This is a genomic window from Streptomyces sp. NPDC002076 (genome assembly GCF_053593835.1).
Genome location: NZ_JBSFDI010000009.1, coordinates 124,243 through 140,104, shown reverse-complemented (window position 1 = coordinate 140,104; position 15,862 = coordinate 124,243). Strand labels below are relative to the sequence as shown.

At 71.6% G+C, this 15,862-nt stretch carries 19 protein-coding genes; 5 read left to right on the top strand and 14 right to left on the bottom strand.

The window, feature by feature from the left end; all coding sequences use genetic code 11:
• Positions 1 to 12: 12 nt before the first annotated feature.
• Genes ACWCQS_RS20755 through pqqA form a run of 7 tightly spaced genes read right to left on the bottom strand, consistent with a single transcriptional unit; the run spans position 13 to position 4,446 of the window.
• Positions 13 to 798, bottom strand: a complete 786-nt coding sequence (locus ACWCQS_RS20755; protein WP_451005771.1) for a Tat pathway signal sequence domain protein — start codon at positions 796 to 798, stop codon at positions 13 to 15.
• A 5-nt stretch (positions 799 to 803) separates the two neighbouring features.
• On the bottom strand, positions 804 to 2,027 hold the full coding sequence (locus tag ACWCQS_RS20750; protein WP_451005770.1) for a glycoside hydrolase family 88/105 protein: 1,224 nt from the start codon (positions 2,025 to 2,027) through the stop codon (positions 804 to 806).
• Entirely contained in the window at positions 2,024 to 2,188 is a 165-nt protein-coding gene (locus tag ACWCQS_RS20745; RefSeq protein WP_451005769.1) for a hypothetical protein, read from the bottom strand. The genes ACWCQS_RS20750 and ACWCQS_RS20745 overlap by 4 nt, the downstream gene beginning before the upstream one ends.
• Positions 2,188 to 3,279, bottom strand: a complete 1,092-nt coding sequence (gene pqqE / locus ACWCQS_RS20740) for a pyrroloquinoline quinone biosynthesis protein PqqE (RefSeq protein WP_451005768.1) — start codon at positions 3,277 to 3,279, stop codon at positions 2,188 to 2,190. Before pqqE ends, ACWCQS_RS20745 begins: the two co-directional genes overlap by 1 nt.
• Positions 3,276 to 3,560 carry a pyrroloquinoline quinone biosynthesis peptide chaperone PqqD gene (pqqD, locus tag ACWCQS_RS20735; RefSeq protein ID WP_451005767.1) on the bottom strand — a complete coding sequence of 95 codons (285 nt, stop codon included), beginning with the start codon at positions 3,558 to 3,560 and terminating at the stop codon, positions 3,276 to 3,278. The genes pqqE and pqqD overlap by 4 nt, the downstream gene beginning before the upstream one ends.
• The gene (gene pqqC, locus ACWCQS_RS20730; protein ID WP_451005766.1) at positions 3,557 to 4,282 is read right to left on the bottom strand and encodes a pyrroloquinoline-quinone synthase PqqC; all 726 of its coding nucleotides are present in this window, start codon (positions 4,280 to 4,282) and stop codon (positions 3,557 to 3,559) included. Before pqqC ends, pqqD begins: the two co-directional genes overlap by 4 nt.
• Positions 4,279 to 4,446: a pyrroloquinoline quinone precursor peptide PqqA gene (pqqA, locus tag ACWCQS_RS20725; RefSeq protein ID WP_451005765.1), complete on the bottom strand. Its 168-nt coding sequence runs from the start codon at positions 4,444 to 4,446 to the stop codon at positions 4,279 to 4,281. Before pqqA ends, pqqC begins: the two co-directional genes overlap by 4 nt.
• A gap of 314 nt (positions 4,447 to 4,760) precedes the next feature.
• Between pqqA and ACWCQS_RS20720 the strand changes: the two genes are divergently transcribed.
• Complete coding sequence (locus ACWCQS_RS20720; protein WP_451005764.1) at positions 4,761 to 5,597, top strand: aldo/keto reductase; 837 nt, start codon at positions 4,761 to 4,763, stop codon at positions 5,595 to 5,597.
• Positions 5,598 to 6,332: 735 nt separating this feature from the next.
• Here ACWCQS_RS20720 and ACWCQS_RS20715 read toward each other — a convergent pair.
• Positions 6,333 to 6,944 carry a hypothetical protein gene (locus tag ACWCQS_RS20715; protein WP_451005763.1) on the bottom strand — a complete coding sequence of 204 codons (612 nt, stop codon included), beginning with the start codon at positions 6,942 to 6,944 and terminating at the stop codon, positions 6,333 to 6,335.
• Between the two features lie 210 nt (positions 6,945 to 7,154).
• Between ACWCQS_RS20715 and ACWCQS_RS20710 the strand changes: the two genes are divergently transcribed.
• The gene (locus tag ACWCQS_RS20710) at positions 7,155 to 7,862 is read left to right on the top strand and encodes a glycoside hydrolase family 75 protein (RefSeq protein ID WP_451005762.1); all 708 of its coding nucleotides are present in this window, start codon (positions 7,155 to 7,157) and stop codon (positions 7,860 to 7,862) included.
• A 13-nt stretch (positions 7,863 to 7,875) separates the two neighbouring features.
• On the opposite strand, the gene ACWCQS_RS20705 is transcribed toward ACWCQS_RS20710, so the two are convergent.
• Together ACWCQS_RS20705 and ACWCQS_RS20700 are read right to left on the bottom strand one after the other, a co-directional pair.
• A complete protein-coding gene (locus ACWCQS_RS20705) occupies positions 7,876 to 8,577 on the bottom strand; it encodes an SDR family oxidoreductase (protein WP_451005761.1) in 702 nt (233 codons plus the stop codon).
• Positions 8,578 to 8,754: 177 nt separating this feature from the next.
• Positions 8,755 to 9,666 carry a class I SAM-dependent methyltransferase gene (locus ACWCQS_RS20700; RefSeq protein WP_451005760.1) on the bottom strand — a complete coding sequence of 304 codons (912 nt, stop codon included), beginning with the start codon at positions 9,664 to 9,666 and terminating at the stop codon, positions 8,755 to 8,757.
• 145 nt (positions 9,667 to 9,811) lie between these two features.
• Here ACWCQS_RS20700 and ACWCQS_RS20695 point away from each other — a divergent pair, with 145 nt between their 5' ends.
• Entirely contained in the window at positions 9,812 to 10,576 is a 765-nt protein-coding gene (locus ACWCQS_RS20695) for a phytanoyl-CoA dioxygenase family protein (RefSeq protein WP_451005759.1), read from the top strand.
• Between the two features lie 132 nt (positions 10,577 to 10,708).
• Here ACWCQS_RS20695 and ACWCQS_RS20690 read toward each other — a convergent pair whose 3' ends face one another.
• The 4 genes from ACWCQS_RS20690 to ACWCQS_RS20675 form a co-directional block, all read right to left on the bottom strand.
• On the bottom strand, positions 10,709 to 11,593 hold the full coding sequence (locus ACWCQS_RS20690) for an alkaline phosphatase family protein (protein ID WP_451005758.1): 885 nt from the start codon (positions 11,591 to 11,593) through the stop codon (positions 10,709 to 10,711).
• Between the two features lie 167 nt (positions 11,594 to 11,760).
• On the bottom strand, positions 11,761 to 12,510 hold the full coding sequence (locus ACWCQS_RS20685) for a class I SAM-dependent methyltransferase (protein ID WP_451005757.1): 750 nt from the start codon (positions 12,508 to 12,510) through the stop codon (positions 11,761 to 11,763).
• Between the two features lie 5 nt (positions 12,511 to 12,515).
• Positions 12,516 to 12,824 carry a 4a-hydroxytetrahydrobiopterin dehydratase gene (locus tag ACWCQS_RS20680; protein ID WP_451005756.1) on the bottom strand — a complete coding sequence of 103 codons (309 nt, stop codon included), beginning with the start codon at positions 12,822 to 12,824 and terminating at the stop codon, positions 12,516 to 12,518.
• Positions 12,825 to 12,917: 93 nt separating this feature from the next.
• Positions 12,918 to 14,033, bottom strand: coding sequence for an ADP-ribosylglycohydrolase family protein (locus ACWCQS_RS20675; protein WP_451005918.1), 1,116 nt, complete (start codon positions 14,031 to 14,033; stop codon positions 12,918 to 12,920).
• A 37-nt stretch (positions 14,034 to 14,070) separates the two neighbouring features.
• On the opposite strand from ACWCQS_RS20675, the gene ACWCQS_RS20670 reads away from it, so the two are divergent.
• Both ACWCQS_RS20670 and ACWCQS_RS20665 read left to right on the top strand, forming a co-directional pair.
• Positions 14,071 to 14,901, top strand: coding sequence for a helix-turn-helix domain-containing protein (locus ACWCQS_RS20670; RefSeq protein ID WP_451005755.1), 831 nt, complete (start codon positions 14,071 to 14,073; stop codon positions 14,899 to 14,901).
• Positions 14,902 to 14,996: 95 nt separating this feature from the next.
• The gene (locus tag ACWCQS_RS20665; protein WP_451005754.1) at positions 14,997 to 15,860 is read left to right on the top strand and encodes a helix-turn-helix domain-containing protein; all 864 of its coding nucleotides are present in this window, start codon (positions 14,997 to 14,999) and stop codon (positions 15,858 to 15,860) included.
• Positions 15,861 to 15,862: the final 2 nt, after the last annotated feature.

Genomic DNA, 15,862 nt, shown 5'->3' with positions numbered 1-15,862 from the left:
AGACCGGCTCCTCTAGGCGAGTTGGTAGCCGCGCAGGTTGGTGAGCAGCAGATAGGTGTTCTGCAGGGATCCGGAGGTGTCGCCGAGGGAGCGGTAGATGCCCCACTTCGGGCGCACCCGGTCGGCGAGGAAGGTGTCGACACCGGACGTCGACTTGTCGATGACGGTCGTGGAGCCGCTCTTGAGGATCCAGCGGACGGAACCGGCCGTGCCGTTGCCGACCTTGATCTGGAAGTCGACATCGGTCCATGTGTCGTGCAGCGGGTCGAGATTCGTACGGCCGACGAGGATGTCGTCGATGGCGAGCCGCAGTTCGATGGTCTGCACCCCGTTCACCCGCCGCAGCGACTGCACGACGATCGGGGAGGTGCCGGTGCCGGGCTGCTTCATCTGCATGATGTGCGTGAAGGTCGTCGTCGCCTTCAGGGTGCTGGGGATGTACATCGAGTACGTGACCCGCCAGGTCTGGCCCTCGGTCCACTTCAGATAGGTGTCGGCGCCGGTGCGCAGGCCGGTGACCTCCTGGCGCTGGCGGTCGGTGGAGGTGTCCCGGTCGACCGTGTGGATGTTGAAGTGCCAGTTGTCGCCGGTGGCGTAGATGTGCGGATGGCCGGCGGGGTGGGAGTGCGCGCGGTCGTCCTCGACGGTCTCGAAGGCGCCGAGCCCGTCGGTGCGCGCGGACGGTGACCACTTCAGCTGCCAGGAGGCGGCGTGGGCCTCGGTGGCCGGCAGGCCGGTCACGGCCGCGGCGGCGCCGCCGAGCGCGGCACCGAGTACAGCCCTTCTGGACGTGCTCATGACACTCACTCACCTCGCAGTTGCTCGTTCATGATCAGGAAGGCTCCGAGCCCGTGGAAGTCGTTGGTGGCCCGGGTGCGGCCGACGTAGTACGCGTAGTCGCCGACGTTGGTGCCGACGGAGATGTCGGCCAGATTCGTACGGCCGTCCGCGCCGACCGACAGCCGGGCGAGCACGCCTTGGTGGCCACGCTGGGCGACGGCCCTGAAGTGGGGGTCCAGATAGCCCTGTTGGACGCCGCGGGAGAGGGCGTAGGTGAACATGCTGGAGCAGGAGGTCTCGGTCCAGTTGTCCGGCCGGGAGCCCTTGTCCATCACCTGGAACCAGCGCCCGGACGCCGGGTCCTGGTACTTCTCCAGCGCCGTGGCCAACTTGCCCAATATTTTGAGGAGTTGGGGACGCCGAGGCTGGTCGGCGGGGATCGCGTCGAGGACGTCGACCAGCGCCATGGCGTACCAGCCGACGGCACGGCACCAGTGCTCCGGGGCGAGTCCGGTGGCCGGGTCGGACCAGCTCGCCGACCTGGACTCGTCGTAGGCGTGCCGCAACAGGCCGTTCGCCACCTGGAGATGACCGCCGTAGACGGACAGCTGCTTGGCGGCCTCGTCGTTCGTGTACGCGCTGTCGCCGAACTCCCTGCCGTACTCCACCAGGAACGGGTTCACCATGTAGGCGCCGTCCGCCCACAGTTGGTGCGCCCGGCTGCTGGTGTCGGCGTGCCAGAAGCCGCCGTCGGAGGTGCGCGGATAGCTGTTCAGGCGGTCGCGGATCCGCTGCGCGGCCTTGCGGTAGCGGTCCTGGCCCGTCTCGTGGTGCAGGATCACCAGCAGCCGGCCCGCCTGCATGCTGTCGAGGCTGCTGAAGGACTGGTCGATCGTGCCGTCGCTGTGCACGAACCGGTCGACGTAGGCCTTGATGTACGACAGCAGGCGCGGGTCATGAGTGCGCCGGTAGACGAGGTACTGGCCGTAGAGGTACAGGCCCACGGGGTACGACCAGCCGCCGATGCCGGCCGGCGTGTACCGCGCCATGGTGGAGTCGACGACGTCCGCGGACCAGTCGCGGGCGGCGGCGGGGACTGGACGGGTGAAGGCGGGCGCGCCGGCGGGAACCGGACGGGTGGGGGCCGGGGCGGCGTTCGCCGGGGGTACGGCGGCGGGCATCGCGGTCAGGGTGACGGTGGTGAGTACGGCGGCGGTCAGCGCCGCCCGCAGGCGTCGGCGTCTCACGGTGCTCCTTCTCGGTAGGCGTACGCGGGCAGAGGCGGGGCGAGAGCGACGCCGTGCACCGCGGCATCGACGAGGTGGCTGGCGGCTCCGTGCGTGCCCGGCAGGCTGGGTCCGTGCGGGTGACGGCGCCGGTCGGCGCGGCCCGCGGGCGTCGGCGTCATCACGGTGGTCCTTCTCGGTAGGCGTACGTGGGCGGGTGCGGGGCGCGGGCGGCGCTGAGCACCGCCGCGTCGATGAGGTGGCGGTCCGGGGCGTGTCGGCAGGCGGGGTCGGTGCGGGTGGCGTCGCCGGTCAGGGCGTATGCCTGGCAGCGGCAGCCGCCCTGGTCGGCCGTGCGCTGGGCGCAGCCGCGGCACGGTTCGGGCATCCAGAACTCGCCCCGGAAAGCGTTGAAGGCTCTCGACTCCCGCCAGATCCACGCCAGTTCGCGGTTCGTCACGTTCGGCGGGTCCAGGCCGGGCAGGGTGCCGGCCGCGGGGCATGGCAGCACCGTGCCGTCCGGGGCCACGGTGAGCGAGACGGAGCCCCAGCCGCCCATGCAGGGTTTCGCGGTGGCGTCCAGCAGGTCGGGGGCCACCCACACCAACTCCAGTGACTGGCCGAGGCGTTCACGCCAGTGGGCCACTCGGGCGCGGGCGCGTTCGATCTGGGCGGGTGCGGGCAGCAGCGCCGCGCGGTTGCGGGCCGCCCAGCCGTGGTACTGGGTGTTCGCCAGCTCGATCCGGTCGGCGCCCCAGTCGAGCGCGAGGCGGATCAGGCCGTCGAGGTCGTCCAGGTTGCCGCGGTGCAGCACGGCGTTCAGCCCCAGAGGCAGTCCGGCCTCGCGGATCAGCCGGGCGGCGCGCTCCTTCGCCGTGAACGACCTTGCCCCCGCGATGCGTTCGGCGGCAGCGCGGTCCGCATGCTGCACCGACAGCTGCACACTGCGCAGCCCGGCCCCGGTCAGCTCGGCCAGCCGCCGCGCACCGAGACCCACCCCACTGGTGACGAGCTGGGTGTACAGACCCGCGCCGTCGGCGGCGGCCACCAGGTCGGGCAGGTCCCGCCGCAGCAGCGGCTCGCCGCCGGACAGATGGGTGTGGACGACGCCGAGGGCGCCCGCCTGCCGGAAGACCTCCGACCACTGGTCCGTGGACAACTCGGCTGACCGGCCGACCAGTTCGAGAGGGTTGGAGCAGTAGCCGCAGCGCAGCGGGCAGGCGTGGGTGAGTTCGGCGAGCAGGGCCCAGGGAGGTTCGGGAGGCGCGGTCATCTCAGCCAGCCCTCCTTGCGTAACCGGCCGAGGAACTCCGGGACTTCGACGGCGACGGGCGCGGCGGGATGGCGTACGGCCAGCTCGGCGACGACGGCGGCCACGTCCCGCACGCCGTCGCACAGCCGGAGCACACCGCCCGCACTGCCGTCGAGCACCACCACCCGCTCCGGCAGCAGCAACAGGTCGGCGTCCCGTACCGGGTCGCTGCGCAGCAGCACCCCTCGGGCGAGGACCGGGCGCCATGACATGGCGAGTGAGGCCGACGGCGCCGCTGTCATGGCTCGCTCCGGTCCACCGCGTCCAGCAGGGCCCACAGCACCTCGCACTTGAACTCCAGTGCTGCGACAGCCCGTTCCTGCTCCTCGCGGGTGCGGGCCCGGGCGAGGACCAGGGCCAGGGCCTGTTCGGCGTCCCGGGCGCCCTGGGTGATGCGAGTGCGGAAGTAGGTGAGGCCCGCCGGGTCGATCCACGGGTAGTGGCGTTCGAAGGCGGCGATGCGGGTGCGCATCAGATCCGGGGCGGACAGCTCGGTCAGCGAGGCCGCGACCGCGTCCAGCAGCGGGCGCCGTCGGCAGAAGGTGACATACCCCTCCACCGCGAACCGCACCCCGGGCGGCACCCGGGTGGTGTCCCACAGCTCCTCGCGGGCGAGGCCGGCCGCCTCGCCCAGCCGCAACCAGCGCTCGATACCGCCGCCCTCCGGGGGGTCGGTGTCGGTACCGTCCTGGTCGTGGATGCGGCGCAGCCAGGCGCGGCGCTCCTCGGGCCGGTCGAGCTTGGCGAGAATCAGCGCGTCCTTGACGGGGATGTGCCGCTGATAGTGGAAGCGGGCGGCGATCCAGCGGCGCAGCTCGGCGGGGGTCAGTTCGCCGCGGTGCATCCGCTGGTTGAAGGGGTGCCGGTCGTGGTAGCGCGTCGTGGTGACCGCGCGCAGCCGCTCGGTGAACTCGGCGGCCGGCCAAGCGGTGCGGCCGTCGGGCTCCGGTGGTGCCGCGGTCATGCGGCCGGGGGCGGCTCGGGCGGACGCCGGTCGGCCAGCGCGTACGCGGTCACCTCCAGCGCGGTCTCCACGATGTGGTAACCAGGGCTTTTCCAGAGCTTTTCATCGGATGTCTGGGGGGCGGTGTGGTGCGTCGGGGCAGACGGCGAAGGGTTCTCGTGCATGGGTGCGTACCTGCTTTCCTGAGAGGTGGGGAGTCTCAGAAGGGAGCCGGAGTGAAGACGAGGCCTGGTCAGGGCGTTCACATGTATGCACCGGGTTCAGTGACACGTCCGGTGGCGCGATACAGAGTCGCGGGACGAAGGGCTCGGGTCAATGGTCCGGACCGAAAACGTCGGATGCGTTTCCGGCCAATCTCCGCCCCGGGCACTGACTGACCGGTCAGTCGAGGCGGTTCGCGCCGTCAGGAATGCGCCGCGGCGCGTGATCGTTGACCATGGGAGTACCACCTGTCGACAACCTAAGGATCACGAGGCTCGTGAGCAGTAAGGTCCCCCCGATCATCCTCAACAACGGCGTCGAGATGCCCCAGCTGGGCTACGGCGTGTGGCAGGTGCCGGACGACGAGGCCGAGCGGGCCGTCGCCACGGCGCTGGAGGCCGGGTACCGCAGCATCGACACCGCGGCCATCTACGGCAACGAAGTAGGCACCGGCAAGGCGATCGCCGCCTCCGGACTGCCCCGCGAGGACATCTTCGTCACCACCAAGCTCTGGAACAGCGACCATGGGTACGACGCCACGCTGCGTGCCTTCGACGCGTCGCTGCAGAAGCTGGGTCTCGACTACCTCGACCTGTACCTGATCCACTGGCCGCTGCCGGCCCGCGGCACGTCCACCGACAGCTACAAGGCGTTCGAGAAGCTGCTCGCCGACAAGCGGGTCCGCGCCATCGGCGTGTCCAACTTCCTTCCCGAGCACCTGGAGCGGCTGATCGCCGAGACCTCCGTCATCCCGGCGGTCAACCAGATCGAGCTGCATCCCCATCTGCAGCAGCACGCCGCCCGCGAGTTCCACGCCGAGCAGGGCATCGCGACCGAGGCCTGGTCACCGCTCGGCCAGGGCAAGGGCCTGCTGGAGGTGCCGGCGATCGTCGCCATCGCGCAGAAGCACGGCCGCACTCCGGCCCAGGTGGTGCTGCGCTGGCACATCCAGCTCGGCAACATCGCGATCCCGAAGTCCGTGACCCCGTCCCGGATCAAGGAGAACATCGAGGTCTTCGGCTTCAGCCTGGACGACGAGGACCTCGCGGCGATCAGCGCGCTCAACGAGGACCGGCGTCTGGGCCCCGACCCGGCCACCTTCGACATGGGCTGACACCCATCGCTTCCGGCATGGCTTGACCCCCGTCGCCCTGGGTACGGGCCGCCCCCGTCACCTTGGACAGAGACCGGCACGGCACCCACCGCGCACCACACGGCCGCGCGTCCCGTCCGGGCGGCGGGGCGGGCGGCCGAGTGCGGTCCGGGGGCGCCGCCCGGCGCGCCATGCGTGTGACCTGCGGTGTCTCAGCCCATACGGCTCGCGACCCACACGCCCCACCCCAACCCGGCGCCCTGCGCCCACGCCGTTCCGGACTGCGGCCCCCACACAGATCCGACCGCACTCAACCCGACACCCAGGCCCCTGTCGGCCATGCACCCGCACCACCCGCGCCACCCGCGCCCTGCGCCAGCCCATACCCCCGGCCCCAAGCAGACCCGTCCGCTCCCACCCCGGCGCTCGGCCGGCCGCGAGCCCACGCGTCGGCGGACTCAGCCACCCCACGCACCAGCGCACCCAGTCACCCCACACGTCGACGCTCAGCCACCCCACGCACCAGCGGGCTCAGTAGCCCCACGCGTCGGCGAACTCAGCCACCGCACGCACCGGCGCACCCAGTCACCCCGCACGTCGGCGAACTCAGCCACCCCCCGCACCGGCGCACCCAGTCACCCCGCACGTCGGCGAACTCAGCCACCCCACGCACCAGCGCACCCAGTCACCCCGCACGTCGGCGAACTCAGCCACCCCACGCACCGGCGCACCCAGTCACCCCCCGCACCGGCCCGCTCAGTCGCCTCGCACGTCCGCGTGAAGGACCTCGAACTCCTCCAGGGCGACCACCGACACATGCGCCTTGGCCGCGCCCTCGCGCCGGATCGCCGCCTGTGCGGACCGGGACAGGGCGAGTGACGCGCGGTCGGCGAAGAGGACCCCCGCCATGCCGCGGCCGCGCTCGCGGTCCAGGAAGAGCGCCGCGCCGGCGAATCCGGGCAGGACCTCCAACCGGGGCAGCGCGCCGGCGTGGAAGGTGTCGGCGGCGAGGTCCGTGTCCGCCGGGTCGAACTCCAGCCGGGTGACTCGCAGCCTGCCGCCGGTGACGGGCCGATGCGCGCGGTGGAAGACGGCGGCCTCGTAGTTCTCGACCGCGACGGTACCGGCGAAGGGCTGCAGCAGCTCCGGCCGCAGGGCGCTCATCACCTCGTCGCTGTTGCGGCGCGCCTCCGCGGACTCCCACCAACTGACCGTGAGCAGTTTGCCGAGGTCACGGTCGACGAAGACACCCGCGCCCCGATAGCCGGGCCGTTCCTCCAGCAGGTCGTGCCCCCGCGTGTTCAGGGCCCCCACGGCCGTGCCCAGCTGCGCCGGATCGCCGGTCGCGTACACCGTGCGTACGAACATGCGCCTCGCCTCCCGGAGCGGCGACCCTGCCGACGAACGCGGCAGACATATCCGGAAAAGTCACCTCCTTCAGTTTTGCCACGGTCTCAAATCACCGCAATACGCACAGCTTTCGGGAGCTCGCAACTGGAGACTTGACGAGGACATGCAGACAGGTCCACCGTGTACGGCACCTGGTAAGGAAACTTTCCTAACAGAAGGGCCCCCACAGTGCGCCTTCGAACCCTGACCCTTGCCGCAGCCTCCGGGGCCGCCCTGCTCGCCGCCGGAGTGCTGCCCGCGCACGCGTCCGCCGGCTCGGCAACGCGGACCGCTCCGGCCTCCGCCCAGGAGGGCTCGGTCAGTGCGGCAGATCTGCTCGCCAAGGTGAAGTCGTGTTCGCAGATATCGAACGGCAAGTACAAGACCGACGACGAGACGTCGGCCACGGTCCCCGTGTGCGGCAAGAACGGCGCGGTGTTCTGGAAAGCCGACATGGACATCGACTGCGACGGCCAGCGCACCACCAACTGCAACGAGAACCGCGACCCCTGGTACCAGGACGACACCGCCTTCCACCAGTCCGACGGCAAGCCGCTGAAGGCGGAGTCGCTCCCGTACGTCGTCGTCCCCAGCTCCAGCAGCATCTGGAACTACTCCAGCGCCGGCATCAAGGGCGGTGGCGTGGTCGCGGTCATCTACAACAACAAGGTCGAGTACGCCGTCGTCGGCGACACCGGCCCCACGAAGATCATCGGCGAGGCGTCGTACGCCACCGCCAAGGCACTCGGCATCGATCCGGACCCGAAGACCGGCGGCGCCGACTCGGGCGTGACCTACATCCTGTTCAAGAACTCCAAGGTCTCCCCCATCGAGAGCCACAGCGCCGCGGTCTCGCTCGGGGACCAGCTGGCCAAGCAGTTCCTCGCGAACAACTGACCAGCAGCGTAAGTCAGTTGGGCTGACCCAGCGGGCGTACGACCACGGTGTTGACGTCGACCCCGGCCGGCTGCCGGATCGCCCAGACCACCGAGTCGGCGATCTGGTCGGCGGTGAGCAGATGTCCCGGCGGCAGGCTGCCGAGCCCGTCCCAGAACGGGGTCTCCACCCGGCCGGGGGCGACCAGCGTCACACCGACCCCGAACTCCGTGACCTGACGCCGGGTGTTCTCGGCGAGCCCGGTGACCGCCCACTTGGTGGCGCCGTAGATGTTGCCCGGGGTGTTCACGAACCCGGCGACGCTGCCGACGAGGACGATCCGGCCGCGCGACTCCTTCAGCGCCTCCACGGAGGCCCGGATGAGCAGGGCCGGACCCAGGACGTTGGTCAGCACCATCTCGGTCCAGCCGGCCGGGTCGCCCTCGGCGACGGTGTCATGGGTGGCGAAGCCGGCGTTGGCGACGACGGTGTCCAGCCGGCCGTATGCCTTGAGCGTACGGTCGACGGCATCCTGTACGTCGTCGAACACCGCCGCGTTACCGGCGACCGTCAGCAGCTCCTCGGGATTGCCGAGCCCCTCGGCGAAGTCCCGCAGCCGGGCCTGCGTACGGCCGGTGACGGCGACCCGGTGGCCGGCGGCCAGCAACTGCCGGGCGACGGCGGCGCCGATGCCGGTGGCGCCACCGGTGACGAGTGCGACCGGAGAGTCGTTCATGTGCAGGTCCCCCTGTGTGTCGGTGAGACCGCCAGTCCATCACTTGGAGAACCCTCGAAGTCAAGTGCCGTCCCAGGTAGGGCGGTACGGCACCGACGGCAGGTAGCGGTGCCAGAGCGCGCGGCACCGACACCGCCCTGCGCGCGGGAGCAGACGGCGGCAGCGGCCCGCGCCCGGTCACACCGGCCGTACCGCCCGGTGCACCGTATGGGCCGCCAGTACGAAGACGTCGGGGCGCCGGTGGAGGCTGCCGGGGTCGGTGGGGTCGAGGAGGCGGTCGAGGGTGGACCGGTCCTCGGCGTCCAGGGCGTCGGCGTGGATGTCCCGGGTGCGGGTGAGCACGCCGACGACGAAGGCACGGACACGGTCCGGTACCGGGGCGGGGATGTCGAGAAGGAAACTGCGGGTGCCCGTGTGCTTCAGGCCGGCCGCGGCCAGGAGGGCGGGCCAGTCCTCGGTCGCGGCGACCGCGCCGGGCAGTTCGGCGCGCATCCGCGCGAAGCGGTCCTCCTGGGCCACGTCGAGACGGGCCTGGAGTCCGGGGCGGCCGAAGCCGAGCTCGCGGGGCAGATAACGGGCGTGCAGGCCGCCCTCCAGGATGGCCAGGGTGCCGCCGGGGGCGAGCCGGGCACCGAACGCGGCGAGCGCGGCCCTCTGGTCGCCGAGGTGGTGCAGGCTGCGGCTGGCCCACAGCAGGTCCGCCGGATAGTCCAACCCGGCCAAGGATTCCGGCAGTTCGCCGACGAGGGTGTCGAAGCGGTCGGCGAAGCCCAGGCGGGCGGCCCGGTCCCGGGCGCGTTCCAGAAGCGGTTCGGAGGCGTCGGCGGCGACCACCCGCGCGCCGGGGAACGTCTCCGCCATCAGGCAGGCGATCACTCCGGGCCCGCTGCCCCCGTCCACGATCAGTCCCGGCTCGGTCACTTCCTTGCCCAGCCAGGCCAGGGCGCGCGCGTACGCGGGGGCGGACACCTCGGCCTCCGCCTCCAGCAGCGCCGCCAACGCGCCCCAGTCGACGTCGCCGCCGTGGGTGTGACCGTGGCCGTGCTGTGTGGGGTGCCCGTGGTGGTGGGCCTGGGGGTCGTGTGCCATGTCGCTCAGCCTTTCGCTCGGATGCGGCCAGAGTGCGACGGCGCACGAGGAGACGCCAGTTTCGTTGCCGCTGTCGCAAAAAGGGTGCCGGTACGGCAAAAAATCCGGGTGCGCGCCAGCAGGCGCGGCGCCAGTATGGGGCTCCGTGGACGACGAACTGGTGCAGCGCTTCCTCGACGACGGCTTCGTGAAGATCGATGGCGCGGTCCCGGCCCCTGTCGCCGAGGACTGCGCCGGGCTGCTGTGGCGGGAAACCAGTTACGACCCGGACGATCCCTGCACCTGGAAGGATCCCGTGGTGTGGGTCGGGGACATGGCCCAGGAGCCGTTCGACGCGGCGGTCAACTCCCCCGTCCTGCACGAGGCGTTCGATCTGCTCGTCGGCGAGGGCCGATGGACGCCACGCCATTCGCTGGGCTCGTTCCCGCTCCGCTTCCCGCACACCGAGGAGCCGGACGACGCCGGCTGGCACATCGATGGCAGCTATCTGCCGGAGGGCGAGAGCTGGTACTTCGCCAACCTGCGCTCGCGGGACCGCGCGCTGTTGATGCTGTTCCTGTTCAGCGAGGTCACCGAGGCCGACGCCCCGACGCGGATCCGGGTCGGCTCGCACCTGGACGTGCCGCCGCTGCTGAAGCCGTACGGCGAGGCGGGGGCGTCCATCCTGGAGCTCGGCCCCCAGCTGGACCGGGCCACCGTCCACCGCCCGTTCGCCCAGGCCACCGGCCGCCCCGGTGACGTCTACCTCTGCCATCCGTTCCTGGTGCACGCGGCCCAGCCGCACCACGGCACCCGGCCGCGTTTCATGGCGCAGCCGCCGCTGTGTCCGGCGGTGCCGTGCGAGCTGGACCGTCCGGGCGGCGGGTACTCGCCGGTGGAGCGCGCGATCCGCCGGGGTCTGGACCGGTAGGACCCCGGCCCCGGCGGAGGTCATCGGGTCAGGACAGCGGCGGATACGCGTTCTGCACGGAGCAACCTGATGAACGGTCCCCGCTGAGGACCTGGACGGACCGCCGCCCGGGAGGCGGCGGTCCTGCCGAGGTCAGTTCCAGATGCCGCTGATGTCGGAGACGTTGGCCGCGGCTCCGGCATGGGTGGTCAGCCCGGCCAGGTCCTCGAGGGTGCGCAGCGTGTCGTAGTGGTTGTAGCGCGTCGAGGTGGAGCTGCCCGGCGCGACGTGCGCACCGTAGAACACGGTGGCGATGTGGTTGCTGTGGGAACTGTCGTCCTCGTCGAAGGTGACGGCGAGGATGCTGTTGTGCGTCTTCGCCCAGGTGGCATAGGCGCTGAGGTTGTTCTTCAGCCAGGTGTCACCCGTGCTGATGGAGCAGTCGTGCATGTCGTTGCACAGGTTCGGGACGACGAACGACTCCTTGGGCAGGGTCGTGTAGTCCGTCGGGAACTGCGTGAAGGTGTGCGCCGTGGTCAGCGGGACGTTGTTGAAGGCGAACCACGGGTTGTGCTTGCGGGCGTACTTGGTGGCGGAGTTGGTGCACACCGTGGAGCCCTGGGAGGGCAGGCCCTCGTTGTAGCTGCCCCACGTCTTGCCGGCGGCGATGAGCTCGGAGCCGAGGTTCGCGGCGCTGCTGAACTGCGGGGTGTAGCAGTTGTCATTGGTGATTCCCTGGTTGTTCCCGGAGAACAGGTCCAGGTAGTTCGGCTGGCTGGGGTGGGTGATGGCGAACGAGTTGGTGAGGTTGCCGCCGCCGGCCTTCAGGGTGTTGTTCAGGTACGGGGCGCTGGAGCTGCCGATGACCTGCTCATAGGAGTGGTTCTCGAAGACCACGACGACCACGTGATCGGGGGTGGGGAGAGTGGCGGCCTGGGCGGCCGGGGCGGCGGCCCAGACTCCGACCAGGGCGGCGGGGAGGGCGGTGACGAGGGGGAGCGCCCGGCGCGAACGCTTGATGCGGGACAGCAAGGACATGGTGGACCTCCTGTGGGAGCGGTCAGGACAGCGCGGGGGGTTGTCTACTGCTCAGGCGGTCGTCTTTGCTCGGGCAGGTAGGAGAGTAGGGGGCCGCCCGCGAGGTCTTCAGCTCCGTTGAAGTGAAGGGCCGTCAAACAGTCGTGAACCGCTCGGAGTTGCCGTCCTCAGCCGTCCGTGGGCTTGGTGAAGGCCCGCACCTGGAAGACGGGGTCCGGGCGGGGGCGGTCCTGGTCCGGGAGGCGGGACAGGCGCGCGGCGAACTCCTCGGTGTGCGGCTCGCCCGGTGGCAGCTGGGTGAACCAGCCGCGGCGCAGGTCGGCGATGGTGGCGCGGGGGCTGCGGCCCTGGCCGACGCCGGGGAACGTGGTCTCGCCGGCCGGCCGGAGCCCGTGCCGTACGGCGTGCGCGGTGACGGTGGCGGCGGCGTCCTGCGCGGGGCGGCGCGGACGGGCGGCGAGGACGGCGTCGATGTCGCTGCCGACGTCGTGCGCCGCGGCCTTGTCGACGGTGGTGACGAAGACCCCGCCGGGCCGCAGCGCCCGGGCGCACTCGGCGACGATCGCACGGACGTCCGCGGCGTCCTGGAGCAGGTGCAGCAGCCAGATGCTGGTGACCGCCCGGAAGGTGCCGGTACGGAACGGCAGGCGGCGGCTGTCGGCCCGTACGACCGCACCCGGCAGCCGGCCCCCCGCCATGCGGACCATGGCGGGGGTGAGGTCCGCGCCCGTCACCCGCAGCCCGGGGCGGCCGGCGGCCAGCCGGCGGGTGACCATGCCGGTGCCGCAGGCGACGTCGAGGAGACGGCCCGGGCCGTCGGGGATCAGGCCGAGGATCGCCTCGGTGGCCGCTGCGGCGCGGGCCTCGCCGCCCCGGGACGCGTCGTAGGCGTCCGCTTCTTTGTCGTAGTCGAGCACGCCCCTCAGTGTGTGCCGTGGCCTGGGGCGATGTCCTCCACCCTGCGGGCGAGATCGAAGTCCTTCTCGGTGACGGCGCCGCCCGCACTGTGGGTGTTCACGCTGAGGGAGACGGTGTGGTAGCCGAGCGTGAGGTCGGAGTGGTGGTCCAGTTCGTCCTGGACGGCGGCGATGTGCATGACCAGCGCCGCCGCCGCGACATGCGAGCCGAGGCGGTAGGAGCGGGTGAGCCGGCCGGCGTCGTCGACCGACCAGCCGGGCAGCTCGGCGAGCCGGTCCTCGATCTCCTTCTGCGACAGCGGTTCGACGGCCATGGCCGGGTCTCCCTTCGAGACGGCGGGAAGGCGGGGTACGGGTTCAGCCTGCCACGTCGGCCGGGCGCTCACTCCACCACCGGGCCGGGCGCGTCAGCCGTGTGCGCACTCCGCCGCGAGGTCGTCGGCCAGCGCGGCGATCCGGTCCCGGCCCTCCACCCGGGCCACCCAGGCGTGCGGCAGGCCGGTGTCGCCGTACCGCGTGCCGAGCAGGTTGCCGCAGATCGAGCCGGTGGAGTCGCTGTCGCCCGAGTGGTTGACGGCCAGCAGCAGGGCCTGCTCGGCAGCGGGCTCGGCAAGCGCGCAGTAGACGCCGATGGCGAGGGCCTCCTCGGCGACCCAGCCGGCGCCGAGGGACTCCACCCGCTCGGCCGTCGGCGCCCCGTCGGCCGCGAGGTCCAGGGCGGCGCGCAGCGCGTCCGCGGTCTCCGTGTGGCCGGGGTGCCGCTCCAGCAGTCGCAGCGTGCGCAGTACGGCACCCTCCAGGGACTCCCCGGAGACCAGGTGCGCCACGATCGCGGCGAGCGCGCCGGCCGCGTAGTAGCCGGTGGGGTGGCCGTGGGTGATCTGCGCGCCGCGCGCGGCCATGGCGAAGGCCTCCTCGGCGGGGGCCACCAGGCCGAAGGGGGCCGAGCGCATGACCGTGCCGCAGCCCTTGGAGTCGGGGTTGACCTCGCCCGGTGTGCCGTCCAGCGGGAGCGCCGGGTCGGGCGCGTACATCTGGGCCACGCCGGACAGGCAGGCGTTGCCGGGGGCGCGGCGCGCGTACAGCCAGGCCTCGGTGACCAGGCCGCCGGCCGGTGCGCCGGGCTGCGGTGCCGGCTGCTCGGGGCCGGGCTTCGACTGGGTCTCCAGCCAGCGCTCGTACGCCTGACGCAGCAGCAGGGGCCAGGCGCCGCCGATGCCCTTCTCGCGCTGCCGCGCGTGCGCCTGGATCAGGGCCTCGACGGTGAACAGGGTCATCTGAGTGTCGTCGCTGATCAGACCGATCGCGCCGTACGCACCGGGGACGAGACCGGTGACGCCGCGCGCACCGTGCGCGGCGCGGATCCGGTCCAGGGAGGAGAACTCCACGGGGTAGCCGAGCGCGTCACCGAGCGCGCCGCCGAGGAGACAGCCGCGGACCCTGGCCCGGTGGACGGCCGCGGCCTGAAGGGACGCCTGAGGGGACGAGATCCGTTGCCACGGCTTCGACCAGAGCTCGTTCATGCGCAACTGAAGCAACTCCTCGACTACGGTCGGACGTATGACCATTGTCGCTTCCGGTCCCTCCGCGTCCGCCACCGCCCCCGCCGCCGACAAGGGCGTCGGCCCGCTGCTGCGCGCCTGGCGGGAGCGGCGCCGGATCTCCCAGCTGGAGCTGGCGCTGCGCGCCGACTCCTCGGCCCGGCACATCAGCTTCATCGAGACCGGCCGGTCCCGGCCGAGCGAGGACATGGTGCTGCGGCTCGCCGAACATCTCGACGTGCCGGTGCGCGAGCGCAACGCGCTGCTGCTGGCCGCCGGTTACGCCCCGCGCTATCCGGAGACCCCGCTGGGCGACCCGGCGCTGGACGCGCTGCGCGACGGCATGCAGCGCCTCATCCAGGGCTACGAGCCCTATCCGGCGCTGGTGGTCGACGCCGGTTACACGGTCGTGGCCGCGAACCGGGGCATCAGGATGCTGCTGGACGGCGTGCCGGAGACACTGCTGTCGCCGCCGAACTCGATGCGGCTGACCCTGCATCCGGAGGGCCTCGCGCCGCGCATCCGCAATCTGCGCGAGTGGCGGGGGCATCTGCTCGCGCAGATGGAGCGGCAGATCGCCCTGCAGCGCTCGGACCAACTGCGCGCCCTGTACGAGGAGGTGGCCGCCTACCCGGTGCCCAAGGACGCGCCGGGTGACGAGCCCGCCGAGCCCGTCCCGTACTTCGCGCTGCCGCTGCTCGTCGAGCACGACGGCCGGGTCCTGTCGTTCGTGTCGTCGATCTCCACGTTCAACACGCCGATGGACGTCACGGTCGCCGAACTCGCCATCGAGACGTTCCTGCCGGCGGACCCGGCGACCGCCAAGTACCTGCAGACACTGGCCGTTTGACGGCTCCCGCCGCCGCAATGCCCTCGGATCCGTGTGCGAGAGGGGATCACGTGGCAGACTGCGCGGGTACTTCGGCGCGTAGGGGAGGGCGTGGCGTGAGTGAGCGGCGGGCTGCGCCCACCGTGGGCCAGGTGGTGCTCGGCAAGCGGTTGCAGGAACTGCGCGAGGCGTCGGGCCTCAGCCGGGAGGAGGCCGCCAAGGTCCTCAGGGTGGCGTCGGCGACCGTACGGCGGATGGAGATGGCCGAGGTCGCGCTGAAGATCCCGTACGTGCAGGTGCTGCTGGACACCTACGGGGTGGTCGAGGAGGAGGCGGGCGCGTTCGTGCGGCTGGCCGAGGAGGCGAACCAGCCGGGCTGGTGGCAGCGCTTCCACGACGTGCTCCCGGACTGGTTCAGCCTCTACGTCAGCCTGGAGGGCGCCGCCCGGATCATCCGCTCCTACGAGCCGCACTTCATACCCGGTCTGCTGCAGACCGAGGACTACGCGCGCGCGGTGCTGGAGGCCGGGACGATCGGGCAGACCTCGCCCGAGAGCGTGGAACGGCATGTGTCGCTGCGCATGGAGCGGCAGCGGCTGCTGGAGGGCGACGACCCGCCCCACCTGTGGGTGATCATGGACGAGACGGTGCTCAGGCGCCCGGTGAGCACGCGTCCCGAGGTGATGCGCGAACAGGTGGACCGGCTGCTGGAGTTCGCCGGGCGGGACCGGGTCACCCTCCAGCTCGCCGAGTTCGCGGCGGGCCCGCATCCGGGGACGTACGCGCCGTTCACGCTGTTCCGGTTCGCGGAGCCGGAGCTGCCGGACATGGTGTTCACCGAGTATCTGACCGGCGCCCTGTACCTGGACTCCCGCCGCGAGGTGGCCGCGCACCTGGAGGTGCTGGACCACATGACGGCCCGCGCCGCCTCGGCCCAGCGCACACAGACCCTGCTGCGGGAGTTCCGCACGACCTTGTGACG

Bases quoted from the DNA above. Each gene is read 5' to 3' on its own strand.
- ACWCQS_RS20700 (WP_451005760.1), bottom strand. From the start codon at position 9,666: ATGGCACACGACCCCCAGGCCCACCACCACGGGCACCCCACACAGCAC.
- pqqD (WP_451005767.1), bottom strand. From the start codon at position 3,560: ATGACAGCGGCGCCGTCGGCCTCACTCGCCATGTCATGGCGCCCGGTC.
- ACWCQS_RS20755 (WP_451005771.1), bottom strand. From the start codon at position 798: ATGAGCACGTCCAGAAGGGCTGTACTCGGTGCCGCGCTCGGCGGCGCC.
- pqqE (WP_451005768.1), bottom strand. From the start codon at position 3,279: ATGACCGCGCCTCCCGAACCTCCCTGGGCCCTGCTCGCCGAACTCACC.
- ACWCQS_RS20680 (WP_451005756.1), bottom strand. From the start codon at position 12,824: ATGGCCGTCGAACCGCTGTCGCAGAAGGAGATCGAGGACCGGCTCGCC.
- ACWCQS_RS20745 (WP_451005769.1), bottom strand. From the start codon at position 2,188: ATGACGCCGACGCCCGCGGGCCGCGCCGACCGGCGCCGTCACCCGCAC.
- ACWCQS_RS20670 (WP_451005755.1), top strand. From the start codon at position 14,071: ATGACCATTGTCGCTTCCGGTCCCTCCGCGTCCGCCACCGCCCCCGCC.
- ACWCQS_RS20690 (WP_451005758.1), bottom strand. From the start codon at position 11,593: ATGTCCTTGCTGTCCCGCATCAAGCGTTCGCGCCGGGCGCTCCCCCTC.
- ACWCQS_RS20675 (WP_451005918.1), bottom strand. From the start codon at position 14,033: ATGAACGAGCTCTGGTCGAAGCCGTGGCAACGGATCTCGTCCCCTCAG.
- pqqA (WP_451005765.1), bottom strand. From the start codon at position 4,446: ATGCACGAGAACCCTTCGCCGTCTGCCCCGACGCACCACACCGCCCCC.
- pqqC (WP_451005766.1), bottom strand. From the start codon at position 4,282: ATGACCGCGGCACCACCGGAGCCCGACGGCCGCACCGCTTGGCCGGCC.
- ACWCQS_RS20715 (WP_451005763.1), bottom strand. From the start codon at position 6,944: ATGTTCGTACGCACGGTGTACGCGACCGGCGATCCGGCGCAGCTGGGC.
- ACWCQS_RS20705 (WP_451005761.1), bottom strand. From the start codon at position 8,577: ATGAACGACTCTCCGGTCGCACTCGTCACCGGTGGCGCCACCGGCATC.